The sequence below is a fragment of the Streptomyces marianii genome (assembly GCF_005795905.1).
Classification (GTDB): Bacteria; Actinomycetota; Actinomycetes; order Streptomycetales; family Streptomycetaceae; genus Streptomyces; species Streptomyces marianii.
In genome coordinates this window covers 7,908,739-7,925,597 of the sequence record NZ_VAWE01000001.1, presented here as the reverse complement: position 1 = coordinate 7,925,597, position 16,859 = coordinate 7,908,739, and the positions used below count along the sequence as shown (strand labels likewise).

General features: G+C 71.7%; 13 protein-coding genes and 2 pseudogenes. 9 read left to right on the top strand and 6 right to left on the bottom strand.

All coding sequences use genetic code 11. From position 1 onward, the window contains the following. Positions 1–14: 14 nt before the first annotated feature. On the top strand, positions 15–320 hold the full coding sequence (locus tag FEF34_RS35750) for an SCO5918 family protein (RefSeq protein ID WP_138056865.1): 306 nt from the start codon (positions 15–17) through the stop codon (positions 318–320). Between the two features lie 255 nt (positions 321–575). Here FEF34_RS35750 and FEF34_RS35745 read toward each other — a convergent pair whose 3' ends face one another. Together FEF34_RS35745 and FEF34_RS35740 are read right to left on the bottom strand one after the other, a co-directional pair. After that, positions 576–2,003, bottom strand: coding sequence for an IS1182 family transposase (locus FEF34_RS35745; RefSeq protein ID WP_456114791.1), 1,428 nt, complete (start codon positions 2,001–2,003; stop codon positions 576–578). 130 nt (positions 2,004–2,133) lie between these two features. Then, positions 2,134–2,772, bottom strand: coding sequence for a flavin reductase family protein (locus FEF34_RS35740; protein ID WP_138051936.1), 639 nt, complete (start codon positions 2,770–2,772; stop codon positions 2,134–2,136). A 234-nt stretch (positions 2,773–3,006) separates the two neighbouring features. Between FEF34_RS35740 and FEF34_RS35735 the strand changes: the two genes are divergently transcribed. From FEF34_RS35735 to FEF34_RS35720, 4 genes are all read left to right on the top strand, one after another. Beyond that, a complete protein-coding gene (locus FEF34_RS35735) occupies positions 3,007–3,324 on the top strand; it encodes a helix-turn-helix domain-containing protein (protein WP_138056864.1) in 318 nt (105 codons plus the stop codon). A gap of 494 nt (positions 3,325–3,818) precedes the next feature. Then, positions 3,819–5,246: an FAD-dependent oxidoreductase gene (locus tag FEF34_RS35730; RefSeq protein ID WP_138056863.1), complete on the top strand. Its 1,428-nt coding sequence runs from the start codon at positions 3,819–3,821 to the stop codon at positions 5,244–5,246. 567 nt (positions 5,247–5,813) lie between these two features. Further along, the gene (locus tag FEF34_RS35725) at positions 5,814–7,079 is read left to right on the top strand and encodes a cation:proton antiporter (RefSeq protein WP_138056862.1); all 1,266 of its coding nucleotides are present in this window, start codon (positions 5,814–5,816) and stop codon (positions 7,077–7,079) included. A 22-nt stretch (positions 7,080–7,101) separates the two neighbouring features. Further along, positions 7,102–7,482 carry a hypothetical protein gene (locus FEF34_RS35720; RefSeq protein WP_138056861.1) on the top strand — a complete coding sequence of 127 codons (381 nt, stop codon included), beginning with the start codon at positions 7,102–7,104 and terminating at the stop codon, positions 7,480–7,482. A gap of 116 nt (positions 7,483–7,598) precedes the next feature. Here FEF34_RS35720 and FEF34_RS35715 read toward each other — a convergent pair whose 3' ends face one another. Further along, positions 7,599–8,081 carry a hypothetical protein gene (locus tag FEF34_RS35715; RefSeq protein WP_138056860.1) on the bottom strand — a complete coding sequence of 161 codons (483 nt, stop codon included), beginning with the start codon at positions 8,079–8,081 and terminating at the stop codon, positions 7,599–7,601. A gap of 189 nt (positions 8,082–8,270) precedes the next feature. Here FEF34_RS35715 and pip point away from each other — a divergent pair. Then, a pseudogene (gene pip / locus FEF34_RS35710) lies at positions 8,271–9,234 on the top strand (prolyl aminopeptidase). 103 nt (positions 9,235–9,337) lie between these two features. On the opposite strand, the pseudogene FEF34_RS35705 reads toward pip, so the two are convergent. From FEF34_RS35705 to FEF34_RS35695, 3 genes and pseudogenes are all read right to left on the bottom strand, one after another. Continuing rightward, positions 9,338–10,234, bottom strand: a pseudogene (locus tag FEF34_RS35705) (ABC transporter substrate-binding protein). 335 nt (positions 10,235–10,569) lie between these two features. Then, a complete protein-coding gene (locus tag FEF34_RS35700; RefSeq protein ID WP_234042711.1) occupies positions 10,570–12,648 on the bottom strand; it encodes a SpoIIE family protein phosphatase in 2,079 nt (692 codons plus the stop codon). 380 nt (positions 12,649–13,028) lie between these two features. Further along, positions 13,029–14,420, bottom strand: a complete 1,392-nt coding sequence (locus FEF34_RS35695; protein WP_138056858.1) for an NADP-dependent succinic semialdehyde dehydrogenase — start codon at positions 14,418–14,420, stop codon at positions 13,029–13,031. A 235-nt stretch (positions 14,421–14,655) separates the two neighbouring features. Between FEF34_RS35695 and FEF34_RS35690 the strand changes: the two genes are divergently transcribed. The 3 genes from FEF34_RS35690 to FEF34_RS35680 all read left to right on the top strand — a co-directional run bounded on the left by FEF34_RS35690 (position 14,656) and on the right by FEF34_RS35680 (position 16,731). After that, a complete protein-coding gene (locus FEF34_RS35690) occupies positions 14,656–15,417 on the top strand; it encodes a LolA-like protein (RefSeq protein WP_138056857.1) in 762 nt (253 codons plus the stop codon). Positions 15,418–15,540: 123 nt separating this feature from the next. Then, on the top strand, positions 15,541–16,014 hold the full coding sequence (locus tag FEF34_RS35685; RefSeq protein ID WP_138056856.1) for an NUDIX domain-containing protein: 474 nt from the start codon (positions 15,541–15,543) through the stop codon (positions 16,012–16,014). 36 nt (positions 16,015–16,050) lie between these two features. Beyond that, positions 16,051–16,731 (top strand): glycoside hydrolase family 75 protein, encoded by a 681-nt coding sequence (locus tag FEF34_RS35680; protein ID WP_138056855.1) that lies wholly within the window; start codon positions 16,051–16,053, stop codon positions 16,729–16,731. The last annotated feature ends 128 nt before the right edge of the window (positions 16,732–16,859 follow it).

Here is a 16,859-nt window from a genome sequence, read left to right as displayed (position 1 = left end):
CCTGTGAGGCCCACATGCGCTGCGTCATCGCCCGCTTCCCGTTCGAACTGACGAAGGACGTCGTACTGGAAAGGATGAAGGGAGTACGCCCCGAACCCGTCACCGGGATGTCCGTGACTATCGGACGCCGCCAGTACCCGGTCATGCAGGCAGGCGCGGCCATCACTCGTCAGGACCGCCGTGACTTCAGTGCGGGCGAGGTCGTCCGCGCCCTGACCCAGCTCGGCTTCGTCTGCCGGCCGAGCCGGCCGGCCGCCTCCGACAAGGCCGTCAGCCCTTTCCAGCAGGCATCCGACCTGCTCGGCGGCCCCGCTGCCTGAGCGCGAGCCGGGCCGTACGTGGACGGCAGCGGGCCCGACCGGAGAGCGTTCCGGACGGGCCCGTCGTGCGCATGCGCTTACCCGCCGGCCGTGGCCGCCCAGTGATCGGAGCTAGGAGCGTGGGTCAGTAACGAGCAAGCGGCTCGGCTTCTGTGGTCGGCGGATCGGTTGCGGAGGGCCTGTCGGGGTCTGTGGGGCTTCGGTGGGGGTCTGCCAGGTGCAGGGCTCGTGGTGTGGCCGGGGAGGCCTGGTGGGTTACCCGGTCAGGCCGGCGAGCCCGGCGGTCCCGGCGTGTCGGAAGATCTTGCGAAGGTTGTGGCAGGCCGCCAGCAGTCGCCATTCACCACGGGCACCGTCCTCGCCGCGCAGGAGGAGCTGGCGGCCGTCCTGGCAAGTCATGATCTGTCCGAAGACGGGTTCGACGATGGCCTTGCGGCGGCTGTAGGCGGCCTTGCCCGGCTTGGTCCGCAGCTTGTGGGCCATGCGCTCTTTGAGTGTGGCGTCCTTGGGTATGCGTCCGCGCGGTGCGGGCGGGACCTGCTCGTCGTGGGTCAGCCGGCCGGTGGCCATGAAGGTGTCGGTGCCGCAGGCCAGATGGCGCTCTCGCGCTGCTTCGAGGTTGGTCTCGGAGCAGTAGCCGGCGTCGACCAGGGCCTGCTTGGGATGAACGCCGGTGTTGGCGGCGGACTGGTCGAGCATCGTGGTGTAGTTCAGCGCATCCGAAGGGTTTGTCGTCACGTCGGCGGCGGTGATGACCTGGTGTTCTTCGTCGACGACGGCTTGGGCGTTGTAGGCCTGGATGTAGGCGCCGTCGCTGTTCTTCATGATCCGCGAGTCGGGGTCGGTGAAGTTGGCCTGCGCCTTCGGCTTGGGGCGTGCCGCCTTGGCGGCCTTCTCCCCGGCGCTGGTGACGGCCTGCCCGTCGTGGATGTCGGCGCGCTCTTGACGGCGGCGTTCCTTGTCCTCGGCATGCTTGCGGGCCTTGTCAGCGGCCTCGGCCTCAATCTGCGTGCGGGCGGCCTGCAGCTTCGCCAGGCGCTTCTCACGCCGGTCCAGTTCGGCGGGCAGGTCCGTCTCCTTGCCGTCCACGCCGAAGGCGTGGTCCTCGGCTTCATCGATGGCCTCCGCGTCGGCCAGCAGGGCCTGGGCCTGTGCCTCCAGCTGTGCGATCTCGGCCTCGATGCGTTCTTCCTTGTCGACCAGGCGACCGTAGCTCATCGCCTTGTGCTTGGAGGCGCTGGCCTCAAGTTTCGTGCCGTCCAGCGCGACGCGTCCCATCTTGACCATGCCGAGCTTGGTCGCGAGGTGCAGCGACTGGGCGAACAGACCGGCGAGCGCATCGAGGTGGCGGCGGCGAAACCGGGCGATCGAGCGGAAGTCCGGTTCCTGGCCGGCGGCCAGGAACCGGAACGCGACGTCGTCGGCCAGGCGGCGCTCGATCGCCCGTGAGGAGCGCACCCCGGTGGTGTATCCGTAGATCAGCAGCCGCACCATCAGCCGCGGGTCGTAGGGCGGGTAGCCGCGCTTTTCGGTGTAGTCCGCCAGGACCGGCCCGAGGTCGAGCACCTCGTCGACCAGGTCGGCGACGAACCGGGCCAGGTGGTCCTCGGGCAGCCAGTCGTCCAGCGACGGCGGCAACAGCAGGACCTGGCGTGGGTCGAACGCCCGGAACGTCTTGTTCACCGCGGTCGGACGGCCCTGCGGCCGTTTCTTACCGACCGGCTCGACCTCGAACAGCCCATCCCCATCACGCATACCGAGATCATCCCGCATGAATGGTCACGAGATATGGATGAGGGCGCCGGATGCCTGTTCAGGCGGTCGCCGACCGGAGCTGGTGGGGCATGCTCCAGCCCTCGGCGAGTCTCGACGGGTGAACGTTGCGTCCCCCGCCGAAGAACTCGCAGAACTTCATGATCAGAGGGTCCCAGCCGAGCGGGTCCACGTAGTGCGTCCCCGGGATGACCAGGTTTTCCTCGACATGGGCGCGAAGGACCTCGACCTCGAAGGCGGTGGCATGCGGTTCGGGACCGCCGAAAGGATGGGCCGCGACGACCCTGCATTCCATCTGGACCGGGCATTCCGCAACCCTGGGGGCCCGGACCAGATCCGATGCCTGCTCGGTCAACTGCGCGGTCGAGAACTTGTCCGGCTCGTACCGGTAGCCCTGCTTCGCCTTGTAGTCCGGCATGGCCGGCTTCCCGGTGGTGAGCGCGATCCGGTCGACGGCATCGACCATCGCCGACGAGGGCAGATTGAGCACGCATTCGCCTTCCCGCAGCAGGTTCGCGGTGGTCTGGGCGTTGTTGCCGAGACCGAGCATGCAGGACTGGTCCAGCCACCACGCTGAGGACATCGGCGCGAGGTTCGCAGTGCCGTCCTCGTTGAGTGAGCTGATCAGCACCACCGGAGTTCCGAAGTACAAGACCTTGAGCCCGGGGACGACGTGCATGCGCTGTGCCTTTCGCGGAGTGCCAGACGGACAGGTCCGCGATCAGGAACACGAACCGTCGCCGACTCTCTCGCGAGCGAGACGCCAACTCTGGCGGCAATACGACATCAAGTTTCGGGCGAGCAGAGCAGTCGCCCGATGACAGGCCCGGCGTTGATTACTGGGACACGCTCCTAGGGTCGGCGGTGGTGCCGATCGGCGCCGAGCCCCCGCCACGGTTCCCTGAGAGGTGAGATGACAGCGGACGACTCGGTCGGCCGTCTCGAGGACGACGACTTCCCCGCCTACACGATGGGGCGAGCAGCCGAGATGCTCAGTATCACTCCCGGCTTCCTCCGTGCCATCGGCGAGGCACGGCTGATCACTCCCCTACGATCCGAGGGCGGCCACCGGCGCTACTCCCGCTACCAGCTGCGCATCGCGGCTCGTGCCCGGGAACTCGTCGACCAGGGCACGCCCATCGAGGCCGCCTGTCGCATCATCGTCCTCGAGGACCAACTCGAGGAGGCCCTGCGCATCAACGCCGAGTACCGGCGCGCTGCGGGCGAATAACGCCCGTCGGACCCGTAGGACTCGCGAGGTTGACCCGGGTTGGGCGCTGTTGCTCTTTGGGTCCGGGCGACGGATGGTGAACAAGGCGTGGGCGGCGCTGAAGCGGGTCGTGTGGTGGAGCCGCCCCGGCGAGGGCGTGTCCGCGGGTCGCGACGCCGGCCGGACGCACGTCGAGGCCGACACGGCGCACCAGAACATCTGCCGCGAAAGGTCAGCCCCGCAATAGCGTGGGCCGCCGGGTCACTCCGGGTTGCCTGGCCGGCGGACCGGTCCGGGCACGCCGATCCGGACCGACCGACCCCACAGGGGCCTGGGCGATGGGGAATTGCCCGAGGGGGATCCGCGTACCGCCTCTGACGACGGCCACGTCGGCCCGTTCCCGGACGCAGCGTTATACCACATCGGGCGGCTGCGGCTCGGCGCCCGTGATCTTCCGGTCGCCGCCGGGGATACTGGTCGGCCACAGATCAACTCGCTGACCACGAGGGGCGGACATGGTGAACGACGCGCGGGAACGGACCGGTTGGGGACGGGACGGCAAGGCACGCCATGCCGTCGTCATCGGGGGGAGCCTCGCCGGACTGCTCGCGGCGCACGTGCTCGCCGGCCACGCCGACCGGGTGACCGTCGTGGAGCGCGACCGCGTCCCCGACGGTCCCGAGCCGCGTCCGGGGGTCCCGCAGGGCAGGCACGCCCACGTGCTGCTGGAAAGCGGGCAGCTGGCGCTGGACTCGCTGTTACCCGGTTTCACGGCCGAGTTGCGGGCGGCCGGGGCGCCGCGCGTGGGCATGCCCCAGGACATGGTGGCCTGGAACGGCACCTGGCTCCGGCGGACGGCCCCGACGACGCACATCCACACCGGCTCCCGCTCCCAGCTCGAGCATCTGGTGCGCAGACGGGTGCTGGCCAATCCGGTGATCACGACCGTCGAGTCCGCGGAGGCGGTGGGACTGGCCGGGGACGCCTCCCGGGTCCGTGGTGTCCTGCTGCGGGAGCGCAGCAGCGCGGACGGGGCCGCGAAGGGCTCGCGCACGCTGGAGGCGGATCTGGTCGTGGACGCCTCCGGGCGGAGCTCGCGCGCCCCGCAGTGGCTGGCGGCCATCGGGGCCGAGCCGCCGCAGGAGGAGAGCATCGACACCGGCCAGGCGTACGCCTCCCGCATCTACCGCAACACCGGTGCCCATCTGGGCACCGAGGCGCTGGCCTACTGGTTCTACCCGAACCCTTCGCAGCCGTACGCGGGCGGGGTGCTGCCCCTGGAGGACGGCAACCACCTGGTGGCGCTCGCGGGCCTCCGCGGCCAGGAACCGCCCACGGACGACGCCGGGTTCACCGCTTTCGCGGCGCGCCTCCCCCACCCGTACCTCCACGAGTGGCTGCTCACGGCCGAGCCGAAGACACCGGCGTACGGATTCCGCTCGACGGCCAACCTGCGCCGCAGGTACGACCGTCAGGGCCGGCGCCCCGCCGGGTTCCTCGCCACCGGCGACGCGCTCTGCACCTTCAACCCGATCTACGGACAGGGCATGTCGGTCGCCGCCATGAGCGCCATGGCGCTGCGTGACGCGCTTGCCGACCCGCGTCGAAGGCCGACGACCCGACGGGTCCAGCAGGCGCTCTTCGATGCCTCGCGACAGGCGTGGGACATCTCCGCGGGCGCCGACCGGGCCATGCCCGGGGCGATGGGGAGCGCCGTCGCCTCCCGTGCCGTCGACCGCCCGGTCGGCTGGTACCTGGACCGCGTCCAGCAGCGGTACCCGGGCGATCCCGTGCTCGTGGGACCGGTCTTCCGTTCCGTGCTGACGCTGACCAACCCCCTGAGCGCCCTGTTCGCTCCGCGGATGGCCCGGGCGGTGCTGTTCGGCCCCGTGGCCGGCACCCCCGCTGCGCCACCGATGCGAGCGGAGACCGCGCGCGGCTGAGCCACGCCAACACCGACCGGCCCTTCCGCACCGCACCGATCACCGGCCAGGCGTGGCTGCGCATCCTCGGCATCGCCGCGCTCTCCGCGCTCGTCGTCGCCGCCGACAAGCGCCTGCGCCACCAGTCACCCTAGGGCGTCACATCGCTCCCGCTCCGCCACCACGGGACGACCGCCCCGCCGTCGCGTCGTGGTGCGGCACGCGGACCGCGCCCGCCGGACGCGTACCGGCGGAGCGGGCGACCAGCGGTCCGGCCGAGCGGGGTGGAAGGTACGCCCCGCGCTCGGCCGGTGCAGCAGGGGCACCGTCCAGCGGCTGCCCCCGCCCTCGGCGCCCCGCCACGCGTCAACGCGGCGCGGCGTCAACCCACTTGGTGCAGGCCGGTTCGCGGCATGGACCGTTCCGTTCCGTTCTTGCCGGGTCCCGGCAAGAACGGAACGGAACTGAATGCCCGTCAGGTGCTTGTCAGGAACGCGTAAGGGGCGTGTAAAGTCTGCCGCGGAGTGCCGGGAAGCCTGGTCGGCGAAACAAGGGACGGCTGTCTTCACCGATCGGGGGATTACATACATGGTGCTCGTCGCCGTCTTCGGCGCCGCCCTTCTCATCGCGGTGCTGCTCTCCGGGCTCGCCGCCCGGACCGTGCTGTCCACGTCCTTCCTCTTCCTCGTCGGCGGGGCGCTCGTCAGTGACGGGTTCCTCGGACTCATCCACATCACGCCGGACAGCGAGATCGTGGCGGTCACCGCCGATCTGGCACTGTTCGCGGTGCTGTTCACCGACGGCATGCACGTGTCCTTCCCCAAACTGCGGGCGCACTGGAAGAACCCCGCCCGCGCCCTGGGCCTGGGCATGCCGCTCGCCTTCGTCGGCATGGCGGTCGCGACCCACTACCTGGCCGGACTGGACTGGACGACCTCCTTCCTGGTGGGCGCCGTCCTGGCGCCGACCGACCCGGTGTTCGCCTCCGCGATCGTGGGCCGCAAGGAAGTGCCCGCCAAACTGCGGCAGCTGCTCAACGTCGAGAGCGGCATCAACGACGGGCTCGCCCTCCCCTTCGTCCTGATCTTCATCGTCGCGGCCGGCCCGACCAGCGGCCACACCGAGGCGTCGTTCGGGAAGATCGCGCTGGAGCTCGGACTGGGACTCGCCTTCGGGGTCTTGCTGCCGCTGCTGGTCAACGGGCTCGCACGGTTCAGCCTGCTCGGCGCGGAGCCCAAGCTGCAGCCTCTGCTGCCGCTGGCCACGGGGATCATCCTGTACGCCGTGTGCCACCTCACCCACGCCAACCCCTACCTGGCCGCGTTCTCCGCGGGCGCGGTGATCACCGCCGTGTCACCGGAGGCGAAGACGGCTTTCGAACCGCTGGGAGAGGCGCTGGCCGAGCTGGCGAAGTTCGCCGCCCTGCTCGTCTTCGGCGCGCTGCTCACGCCGCAGCTCTTCGGCGACCTGTCCTTCGGCGGGTACGTCGCCGTCGTCCTGGCGATCGTCCTCATCCGCCCGGCTTCGATGCTGCTGTCGCTGATCGGCACCCGCTTCGACCGCCGCGAGAAGCTGGTCGCCGCCTGGTTCGGGCCGAAGGGCTTCGCCTCGGTCGTCTACGGGCTGCTCGTGCTGCAGGCCGGCATCCCGCAGGGCGAGCAGGCGTACACCCTCATCGCCGTCTGCATCGCGTTCTCGATCATCGCCCACAGCAGCACCGACGTCCCCATCGCGCGGATCTTCCACGTCGACGACCTCGCCGGCATCCCCGAGGGCCACGACGACCGGGCGGACGGGCGGCCGGACGAGCGGATCCTCAAGCGCGACAACGACGGGGCATCCCGGCCGTCCTGAGCGCACGTCCGTTGGAGGAGAGATGTTCCAGTGGCTGTGGACGGCCGTCTGGTCGGCCGTCATGCTGCCGCTCGGCGCGGCGATGATCGCGGGGCGCGTGCCGCTGTGGATGCGGCGGCAGTCGACGCCCGGCGGACTCAAGGTCAAGGGGATAGCGGCGTTCGTCCTGTACGCCGGTCTCATGGTCCCACCGCTCACGACCCTGTCCGGAATACGGCCCGAGGACGCGGACTTCGTGCGTATGGTCCTGGTTCCCATGACGGTCTTCTTGGGGCACGGACTCATCCTCGGGGCCACGCTCTGCGAGCGTTTCAACCGCCGGGAGATGGAGCGCGCCGGAGTGCCCGCCGTACCCGCGACCTCGACCAGCGGCATGCCGGACCACCGGGGCACCGCGAGGTGAGGCGGCGGGCCGGGCGCCGGCGATCGGATCGACGGCACGGGGCCGGTGCGCCGTTCACCGGGGCCCGGGCCGTTCGGCGGTGCTGCCCGGTTGGTGCGGGTGGTGACCGCGCTGCCTCAGCAGGGGCCTTCCGCCACCTCCACCGCGACCCTCACGGTCTCCAGTCGCAACACGTCCGGCTCGGATTGGGGCGGGGACACGCGCATGCAGTAGGGGGTGACGACGTCGTCCGTGCTGATCTCGAACACGTCCGCGCCGTCGGCGCCGGCCGCGTCCGGTTCGTCGACCGCCTCGACGCGGACGACCGTGTGCTCGGGCCCCTGCCCCGTGCCCTTGACGGCGTCCTCGATCCGCTCCTCGTAGCCGAGGTAGCCGCGCAGGAACTGCGGCTCGGCCTCCAGGCGTACCGCGGCCTCGCGAACAGCGTCCCGGAACTCGCCCTCGCTCCAGCGCGCGTCGTCGAAGAGGTGGTACACGAACCCCACCACGACCACGACGCTGACCCCCATCAGCAGGCGCCCGACCGGGTTCCTCGGGTTGTACACGAAGCGCCCGTGCTTCCTGATGAAGACCGGTTCGTCGTGATGGTGTCCGCTCACTCGATGAGCGTAACCGGTCGACGTGGTAGGACGGACGGGACGGTCCCGCCTCGGCGCCCCTGCCGGAATCCGCCGGGCCGGGAATCGACCACGTGGCCGTCCACCACCCCCGGCGCGACCGCCCGGAGGCTCACCCGGTCATCCGGCCGCACCCCGCCCGTTCACCGCCCCGTCATCTGAGGAATCGTCATGCCCACGCGCTTCCCGCCGATCGAGCCGTACGAGACGGGCGTGCTCGACACCGGTGACGGCCACCACGTGTACTGGGAGGTCTGCGGCAATCCCGCCGGCAAGCCCGCCCTCGTGGTGCACGGCGGTCCGGGGTCGGGATGCGGGCCCGGTGCCCGTCGCTGGTTCGACCCGGAGCGCTGCCGGGTCGTCCTCTTCGACCAGCGCGGCTGCGGTCGCAGCACCCCGCACGCCAGTGACCCCCACGCCGACCTGACGACCAACACGACCGGGCATCTGCTGACGGACATGGAGCGGCTGCGGGAGCTGCTGGAGGTGGACCGCTGGCTGCTGTACGGCGGGTCCTGGGGGGTCGACCCTGTTGCTCGCGTACGCGCAGCGACACCCGGAGCGGGTGTCGGAGATCGTCGTCAACGGGGTGACGACGACGCGGCGTTCGGAGATCGACTGGCTCTACCGGGGCGTGGCACGGTTCTTCCCCGAGGCGTGGGCCCGCTTCATGGCGGGGGTCCCTGAGGCCGGGCGGGACGGCGACCCGGTCGCCGCGTACGCGCGCAGGATGAACGACCCGGACCCGGCTGTGCGGGAGAAGGCCGCGAACGACTGGTGCGCCTGGGAGGACGCGGTCGTGTCGCTGGAACCCCACGCTCCGTCCGGTGTCTACTCCGGCCGCGCGCCGGCGGCGCGGGTCGCCTTCGTCCGGATCACCTCGCACTATTTCGCGCACGGGGCGTGGCTCGAGGAGGGCGCCCTGGTGCGGAACGCGGCGCGGCTCACCGGTATCCCCGGCGTGCTGGTGCACGGCAGGCTCGATCTGTCCAGCCCTCCGGACACGGCGTGGGAGCTGTGCCGGGGCTGGCCGGACGCCCGGCTCGTGACGATGGGCGAAGCGGGCCACCTGGGCAGCGAGGCGGCGGCCGCCGAGATACTCGCCGCGCTCGACGGCTTCGCCGGCCGCCGCTGAGACGTCACGGCGGTGCCGCACCCCGTCCTCCCGCGTCAGCACGGCTCCCGCCCCGTGCCGCCGTGTTCCGTGCGTCCGCACACCCCGCCGCTGCACCCCGCCACTACACCACGCCGCCTCCCGCCGCCTCCACCGCGTCGGCCACGCGGTCGAAGAAGCGCGCGTGCGCGCCGTCGCTGTACGGTTCCTCGGGGTTCCTCGGGGTTCCACGGCACGACACGGGCGGCGGACGCGGCCGTGCGCCAGGCGGCGTTGTCGCGCAGGGCGTCCAAGGGGTACGCGTTGCCCCGGGCGTCGACGAGGAGCACCCGCGCGGAGAGCTCCGCGACGTACGACCAGTCGGCGGTCGACCAGTTGGTGCCGGCGCCTCCCCGCGGTGACACCAGGTCGAGGCCGAAGGCGGTGAGTTCCCTGAGGTCCGGCCAGGACTGCGGTCTGGCGAGGTAGGCGCTGTCGGCGGACGCCGGTGACAGGGCCAGCAGGGGCGGGCGGCGGTGTCGTGAGCGAGGGCCCGGAGCCGGGCGGTGGCGCGGGCGAGGGCTATGGCACCCGCCGTGTCCTGGGCGGCGCCCAGGGCTCTTGCGAGGGCGGCGAACCGGGCGCGCACGTCGCCGAGAGACCGGCCCTGGCCGACGTCGAGGACGACCAGGGGCGCCCGCTCCTCCACGTGCTTCGCCGTGTCCGGGTCGAGTCCGTAGACCTGTCCTCCGCCGTAGGTGACGGCGACGACCAGATCCGGGTCGCCGCGGAGCAGCGCGTCGGCGTCGAGCGCGGCGCCGGAGCCGAGATAGCCGATGCCGTCGAGCGGCAGGGACCCGGCCTTGACCGGGTCGGGCCCGTCGCCGTCGTGGTTCGATCCGAACAGCCCGGCCGGGCGTATGCCGTGCTCCCAGAGGGTCGCTCCGGCCTGGATGTAGGTGACGACCCGTTCGGGCCGCCCGTCGGACGTGGCCAGATGGCCCCGGTCGTCGAGGAACTGCCAGTCGGTCTGCCGGTCCATGATCGAGTGCTCCTTGCCCCTCGCCTGCGACTCGCTGCCCCTCTTCCTGCCCACGGACGGCGCGCGACGAACGGCCGGTCCGGGACTCCTGGTGCGGCGCCCTCCGGGGCCGGCGGACGGAGGGAGCGGCGCCCTCCGTCCGGGGGACGGAGGGTGCGGCGGACGGAGGGTGCGGCGGACGGAGGGAGCGGCGGACGGAGGGTGCGGCGGACGGTCCGGGCTTCACCAGCGGGATCGACGAGGTGTTGGCGGACCGCAGGAGTCATATCGGGGCCGGCGTCGCGCATCGGCTGGTGTCGCGGTCGGGTGGGGCCCGCGGCGGCGGTGCGGTGACGTCAGTCGCCGGTCGGCCGGGCGCGGATGAGCAGGAGGGCGATGTCGTCGTGGCGCGGGGCGGCCCGCTCCGCGTGGCGGACGAGGTCGTCGGCGAGGTCGTCCAGGCCCTGGATGCGAGTCTGTGCGAGGTGCCGGGCGAGGTCGTCGGTGGTGTCGTCGATGTCGGTACCGGGGACTTCCACGAGTCCGTCCGTGTAGAGGACGAGTACCGCGCCCGGCGGGAGGGGGATCTCGGTGGTGGGGTAGTCGGCGTCGGGGTCGATGCCCATCAGGAGACCGGGGGGCAGGGGCAGGACTTCGGTGCGTCCGCCAGGGTGTCGGAGCAGGGGTGGGGGGTGCCCCGCGGTGGCGAGACGGGCGCGGTGGCGGGCAGGGTCGAGCTGGGCGATCAGGCAGCTGGTGAACCGTCCGGCGTCGAGGTCGGTGAGGAGGCGGTTGGTGCGCGCGAGGAGTTCGCCGGGGGACGTGCCGGCGGTGGCATGGGCGTGGACGGCGGCACGGACCTGTCCCATCAGGGCGGCGGCGTCGGGGTTGTGGCCCTGGACGTCACCGATCGCCGCCGTCGTGGCGGTGGGCGCGTGGATGAGGTCGTAGAAGTCGCCGCCGATGTCCATGCCGTGGCCGGCGGGCCGGTAGCGGGCTGCGATCTCGAGTCCGGGGACACAGGGCAGTGAACGGGGCAGCAGGCCGGTCTGGAGGGCGTGCGCGAGGGTGTGTTTGGTGTCGTAGAGGCGGGCTCGGTCCAGGGCCTGGCCGATGAGTCCGGCGAGGGAGGTGAGGAGGGCGCGTTCGGCGGGAGGGAAGGGGCGGGCCTGGTCGTAGGAGAGCGCGACGGATCCGATGCGGCGTCCGGAGGCGGTCAGCGGCAGGAAGGCCCAGGCGTTCCGGGTGTCATGGCGCGGTGCCTCGGGATAGCGGCGCTGGAAGTCGGCGAAGGTGGGGAAGAAGACGGCGTCGCCGGTGGCCAGTGCGTGCGTGGTCGGGGTGTCGGAGGCCAGGGGCGTGCCGTCGAAGCGGCTGATGAACTCGGCGCTGTAGCCGCGGTGGCCGATGATGTGCAGCCGGCCCTCGTCAGCGATCATGAGGACCAGGCCCTGGGGCCCGAAGGCGGGCACGATCTGGTCGGCGACGACGTCGGTCACGTCATGGACGGTCGCGGCCTCGGCGAGGGCGGCCGCCAGGTAGGTGAGGTGGTAGAGCCCCATGGCGCCGAACCGGTCGTCGGACGGCGGGGAATGCGCGGTGTCCGGCTGCCGCGCGACGGGTGAGATGTGCACGCTGATGCCGCTGTCGTCGGGGTAGAGCTCGAAGAGAAGTGGCGTGTGCGGAGGGCGCACCGCGGTGAAGGAGGTGGACCGGCGGGCGACCACCGCCGCCCGGTAGCTGTCCTCGCCGACCGGGGCGGGCAGCCACGGCAGCGCTTCCCAGAGCCGACGGCCCGCGAGGGAGGCGTCGCCGGCGCCCACCAGGTCGGCACCCGCGGAGTTGATGAAGGTGAGCCGGCCCTCCAGGTCCAGGGCGCAGCACCCCATGGGCAGGCGCTCGGTGAAGCCGAGCGCGGCCATCGCCCGGGCAGGGTCGGCCTCTTCGAGCGGTACGGGAAGGGACCGGGGTTCCTCGGGGGGCAGCAGCGGCCTGCCCTGGGCGGCGGCCCGCTCAAGAAGATCCGCCGCTCGCCGGCAGCACGCGGTGATCGCTTCACGCTGGTGCGTGCCGAGCCGCGGCGGGTGCCTGGTGGTCCACAGCAGGGCGATGCCGCCCCACGCCAGGTTTCCGCTGACGAAGGGGGCCGCGGCGAGCATGAAGTCGTACGGCAGGACGAGGCCCAGTTGCGGGTAGCGGCGGGCCACCTCTTCCCGACTGTCGAGCCACACCAGCCGCCGCTCGCGCGTGGCGTCCGCGACGGGCGTCGAAGCGTCCACCGGCGCGCGGGCCCAGGGCGCCGCGATCTGCTGTGACATGCCGGACATCACGGCGAGCCGCAGCACCCGTTCCTCCGGCGGCAGCAGGTAGAGCAGGCCGGCCGACGCGCCGGTCTCGCGCATCACGTCGGCCATGAGGGCTTCCACGTGCTCCATGCCGGGAACCGGGCCGGAGGGGCGGAACCGCATGGCCCCTACCCGGCCCCGGTCGCTGCGGTGGTGGCCGTGCGAACGCGTCCGAAGCGACTGCGGGCCGCCGCCCGGCGGCGGCTTACGCGCCGTACCGTCCGTCGGCGAGCGGGCCGGCGAGACCGGCGGACGCATACCGCCCGTCTCGGAGGAGGCGCACCGAACCAGCCATTCCCGAAATCACCCACATACGGACGATACGCCCGCAGGATGGGGCAGCACTCTTCACACACCCGATGTCCCCCACCCGCGCCGGTGAGTCGTCCGCCTCGACCGGCTGCCCTGCCCGTCCGGCTCACATCACGGACGCAGGCTTCCAGCCCCCGCGGCGGGGCGGCGCGTTCGCCTCAGGCGGCGGTCCAGACGGTCGTGATGTTGCAGAACTCCTTGATCCCGTGGTCGGACAGCTCACGCCCGTAGCCTGAGCGCTTCGCGCCTCCGAAGGGCATCGCCGGATGCGAGGCGGTCATCCCGTTGAAGAAGATCCCACCCGCCTCCATGTCCTGGACGAACCGCTCCATGTCGCTCGCGTCCCGGGTCCAGACGTTCGAACTCAGGCCGAAGGGCGAGTCGTTGGCGACGCTCACGGCCTCGTCGAGACCGGACACCCGGTAGACGGTCGCGACCGGGCCGAAGGCCTCCTCGTGGTGGATCCGCATCTCCGGGGTGATCCCCGTGAGGACCGTCGGCAGGTAGTACCAGCCGGCCGGGCGGTCTCCCGGACGGCCCGCGCCGCACCGGACCTCCGCGCCGAGCCGTACCGCGTCGTCGACCAGTTCCTCGAGGTCGGCGCGGCCCTGCTCGGTGGCCAGGGGGCCGACGTCGGTGGACTCGTCCATGGGATCGCCCACGGAGAGTGCCTCCATCCGGGCGGTGAAGCGCTCGGTGAAGGCGTCGTGGACGTCCTCGTGGACGATGAACCGCTTGGCCGCGATGCACGACTGCCCGTTGTTCTGGACCCGGGCGGTGACGGCGACCCGCGCGGCCCGGTCCACGTCGGCCGACGGCATGACCACGTACGGGTCGCTGCCGCCGAGTTCCAGGACGGTCTTCTTGACCTCGTCACCGGCGATCGCGGCGACGGACCGCCCGGCCGGCTCGCTGCCGGTGAGCGTCGCCGCGGCCACCCGCGGATCCCGCAGCACGCCCTCGATCGCGCCCGCGCCGACCAGCAAGGTCTGGAAGCACCCGTCCGGGAATCCGGCCCGGTGGAAGAGATCGCCCAGGTAGAGGGCGGTCTGAGGGACGTTCGACGCGTGCTTGAGCAGTCCGGTGTTGCCGGCCATCAGTGCGGGCGCCGCGAACCGCACGACCTGCCAGAGCGGGAAGTTCCAGGGCATCACGGCGAGCACCACGCCCAGTGGGCGGTAGCGGACCGTGACGCCGGAGGCGCCCGAGTCCTTCACGTCGTCGTCGGAAGGGTGCTCGTCGGCCAGCAGTTCCTCGGCGTGATCGGCGTACCAGCGCATCGCCTTCACACACTTCGCCGCCTCGGCCCTGGCGGCCGTCAGCGGCTTGCCCATCTCGCTCGTCATGGTGCGGGCGATGTCCTCCTGGTCCTCCTCCAGCAGCGAGCCGGCCCGCCTCAGAAGCCGGGACCGCTCGGAGAACGAGGTCGTGCGGTACACACGGAAGGTCGCGTGGGCGGCGGCCAGGCGGTTCTCGATCTCCTCGGGGCCGATGGCTTCGAAGGTCTTGAGCGTCTCGCCGGTCGCGGGATTCACACTGGCGATGGCCATGGCTGTGTCCTCCTTCGGCCGCACTTACGACCCTGCCGCGCCAGGGGCGGCCGCGCAACGTGACGGACGGCCGGGTCGGCCGCCCGTCACGGCCGCCGGACCTCCGGCGGCCGGGCTCAGCGGGGCCGCCCGTCCCCACCCTTCGGCGGTTCACCCGAACGGGCAGCCGGTGCCCCCGCGGCGTAGGCTCGAGAAGGCGGATCAGCCCGGCCGGTCACGTCACCGGGAGACGATCGTGAGCGCACTTCACCGTGGGAGCGGGACCAGGAGCAGGAGCTGGACACGGGTGTCGTCCGCGGCGCTCCTCGCGGTCGCGCTTGCGGCCGGCGGAACGGCGTACGCGGGCGACGACATCGAGACGCTCACGGCCCGGCAGATCGCGGAGAAGGCCCGTGAGGCGCTGATCGGCGCCGAGTCGGTGCACATCACCAGCAAGGGCGACCTTCGCGAGCCCGGCTCGCCGAACGAACTGGATCTCGCCCTCGACCGCTCGGGCAACTGCGCCGGCACGGTCAGCATGGGCGACGAGGGCTCCGTGGAGATCATCAAGCGGGGCGAGACGGTGTGGATGAAGCCGGACGCGGCGTTCTGGAAGAACCAGGTACCGGGCGGCGGCGACACGGTCAAGGAGATCGTCGGGGACCGCTATCTGCGCGGCACGACGGACAACGGACTGCTCAGGGGGATGACCGAGGTCTGCGACCTCGACACGTTCGTCGACCGGCTCACGGGCGTCCCCACCAGCGACGTCGACCTCACCAAGGGCAAGAAGACCGAGGTCGACGGAGTAGACGCCATCCCGCTGTCGGGCAATCTGGCGGGCCGGACGATCACGCTGTACGTCGCCACCGAGGGCGAACCGTACCCGGTGCGCCTGGTGGTCACGAGTGCCGGTGCGGCGAAGGCGACCGTGGACTTCTCGGACTACGACGAGCCCGTCCCGACGGCGACGCCCCCGGCCGACGAGAGCGTCGACCTGTCCACTCTCCTGGGCTAGACCCCCTTGCTCCGGCCGGACCGGCCCACTCCCAGGGGTGAACCCGGCGGATGACGTTCACCCGGCGACCGCGGCCCCGAGGTCCGATGGCGGCGGCCGCCGGCCCCCCGCAGACTCGGCGGCATGTCGGGCAAGCGAAGCGCCGGCCTCCTGCTGTTCCGGGGCGCCGCGGCGGATCTCGAGGTGCTGATCGGGCACATGGGAGGCCCCTATTGGGCCGCCAGGGACGAGGGCGCGTGGTCGATTCCCAAGGGCGAGTACGGCCCGGAGGAGCGACCCGAGGCGGCGGCGCGGCGGGAGTTCGAGGAGGAACTCGGACTGCCCGCCCCGGACGGCGAGCGCATCGCCCTCGGTGAGAGCCGCCAGTCGGGCGGCAAGACCGTCACGGTGTGGGCTGTCGAGGGCGACCTCGATCCCCGTTCCGTGAGCCCCGGCACTTTCACGATGGAGTGGCCGCCGCGGTCCGGTGTGCCGACGGAGTTCCCGGAGGTCGACCGGGTCGACTGGTTCCCCCTGGAACGCGCGGCGAAGCTTCTCGTCCCCGGCCAGCGGATCTTCCTTGACCGGCTTGCCCACCACATACGCGGCGGCCGCTGAACGCGGCCGCCGCCCCCGAACCGGAGGAAACACCCCGTGTCCCCTTGCTTCAAGGCCGTCGCCGCGTGCGGCGCGGCACTGCTCGTCGCGGCCGTCCTGCCCGCCACCGCCACCGCCCGTCACACCTACGAGGGCTCCGTGACCGCCCGCGAACTCCTGGCCAAGGTCAGGAGTTGCACACAGATATCCGACGGACTGTTCCGGACCGACGCCGACCAGGAGGAGTCCATACCGGTGTGCGGCACCAGTTCGGTGGTCTTCTGGAAGGCGGACCTCGACATCGACTGCGACGGGCTGAGCAGCCCGGAGTGCAACCCCGACACCGACGAGTACTGGCAGCCCGAGACCGCCTACTGGGACTCGGAAGGGTACCCACTGGACTCGGCCGACCTTCCGTTCATCGTCGTACCGGCGGTGAGTCCGCTGTGGGACTACAACTACTCGCGCATCCGCGGGGGTACCGTCGCCGCCGTCATCCACCGCGACCGGCTGGTGTACGCGGTCGTCGGCGACGCCGGACCCACCGACCTCATCGGCGAGGCGTCGCACGCCACCGCCCGGGCGCTGGGCATAGACCCCGATCCGGCCACCGGAGGCGTCAACTCCGGCGTGACGTACATCCTGTTCCGGGATTCCAAGGTCGCTCCCATCGAGTCCCACCGTGCCGCGGTGACGCTGGGCGACAGACTCGCGCGGAAGTTCGTCGGTCGCTCGTGACGTGCCGCGGGAGGACGATGGGAGCGACGGACCGTCGAGGAAGGGTGACGTGATGGCGGCGGACGACAGAACGCACGGCGGCCGCCCGGCGCAGGGCACCGGCGCGGGCGGGGCGGTGGCCGCTGCCC

Bases quoted from the DNA above. Each gene is read 5' to 3' on its own strand.
- FEF34_RS35750 (WP_138056865.1), top strand. From the start codon at position 15: ATGCGCTGCGTCATCGCCCGCTTCCCGTTCGAACTGACGAAGGACGTC.
- FEF34_RS35740 (WP_138051936.1), bottom strand. From the start codon at position 2,772: ATGCACGTCGTCCCCGGGCTCAAGGTCTTGTACTTCGGAACTCCGGTG.
- FEF34_RS35735 (WP_138056864.1), top strand. From the start codon at position 3,007: ATGACAGCGGACGACTCGGTCGGCCGTCTCGAGGACGACGACTTCCCC.
- FEF34_RS35730 (WP_138056863.1), top strand. From the start codon at position 3,819: ATGGTGAACGACGCGCGGGAACGGACCGGTTGGGGACGGGACGGCAAG.
- FEF34_RS35725 (WP_138056862.1), top strand. From the start codon at position 5,814: ATGGTGCTCGTCGCCGTCTTCGGCGCCGCCCTTCTCATCGCGGTGCTG.
- FEF34_RS35720 (WP_138056861.1), top strand. From the start codon at position 7,102: ATGTTCCAGTGGCTGTGGACGGCCGTCTGGTCGGCCGTCATGCTGCCG.
- FEF34_RS35700 (WP_234042711.1), bottom strand. From the start codon at position 12,648: ATGGAGCACGTGGAAGCCCTCATGGCCGACGTGATGCGCGAGACCGGC.
- FEF34_RS35695 (WP_138056858.1), bottom strand. From the start codon at position 14,420: ATGGCCATCGCCAGTGTGAATCCCGCGACCGGCGAGACGCTCAAGACC.
- FEF34_RS35685 (WP_138056856.1), top strand. From the start codon at position 15,541: ATGTCGGGCAAGCGAAGCGCCGGCCTCCTGCTGTTCCGGGGCGCCGCG.